This window comes from Cellulomonas bogoriensis 69B4 = DSM 16987 (assembly GCF_000767165.1).
Taxonomy (GTDB): Bacteria; Actinomycetota; Actinomycetes; order Actinomycetales; family Cellulomonadaceae; genus Actinotalea; species Actinotalea bogoriensis.
Genome location: NZ_AXCZ01000429.1, coordinates 1 through 589, shown reverse-complemented (window position 1 = coordinate 589; position 589 = coordinate 1). Strand labels below are relative to the sequence as shown.

Annotated in this window: 1 protein-coding gene; it reads right to left on the bottom strand. The window is 66.0% G+C overall.

Annotated elements, in window-relative coordinates:
• Positions 1–62: 62 nt before the first annotated feature.
• Positions 63–589, bottom strand: a 527-nt coding sequence (locus N869_RS15840; protein ID WP_035063316.1) for a hypothetical protein, incomplete at its 5' end; no start/stop codon positions are given.

Sequence of the window (589 nt, the reverse complement as noted above, 5' to 3'; positions counted from 1 at the left end):
CCACACATCCATAGTGAAGAGCCGTTAATGTGGGAGTGCCGTGTGGTGCCTCCGTGACGGGGTCATCGCGAGGGGATCCGGTAGTGCAGCACGGTGACGCGGGCGGGGTCGTCGGCGGTGATGAACACGCGGGCGGTGGCCGTATCGAGGCCGATTCGCGTGCCGTACATGCCGGGTTCCAACTCGAAGTCGCCCAACATGAGCTTGGTGTACCCCCGGACGTACTCCTCCTTCTCCTCCGCGGGATGTATTCCCGTGGCGTCGAGGCACATGGTGATGGCGTCCTCGCGTGGTGCGGTGAATCGGGTGATGGAGACCTCGGTGAAGTCCTCGAAGCTGATCAGGTCGACTTCGATGTCGGTGGCGTCGTCGGGGAGGGCGAGCCCGGCGTTGGCCAGGAGGTCCGGTGCGGCGGTTGCGGCGTCTGCGGGCGGCAGAGGAGCGGCCGTGGCTTGCGGGGTGGGGTGAGTGGGACCGAGGCACCCGGTCAGGAGCATGGCTGTGGCGAGCGCTGTAAGGATGCGGATCCGTTGATGAGAGGGCGTCATGTGGGTCTCGGTGGGGCTGTCATCGTGAGGGGATCCGGTAG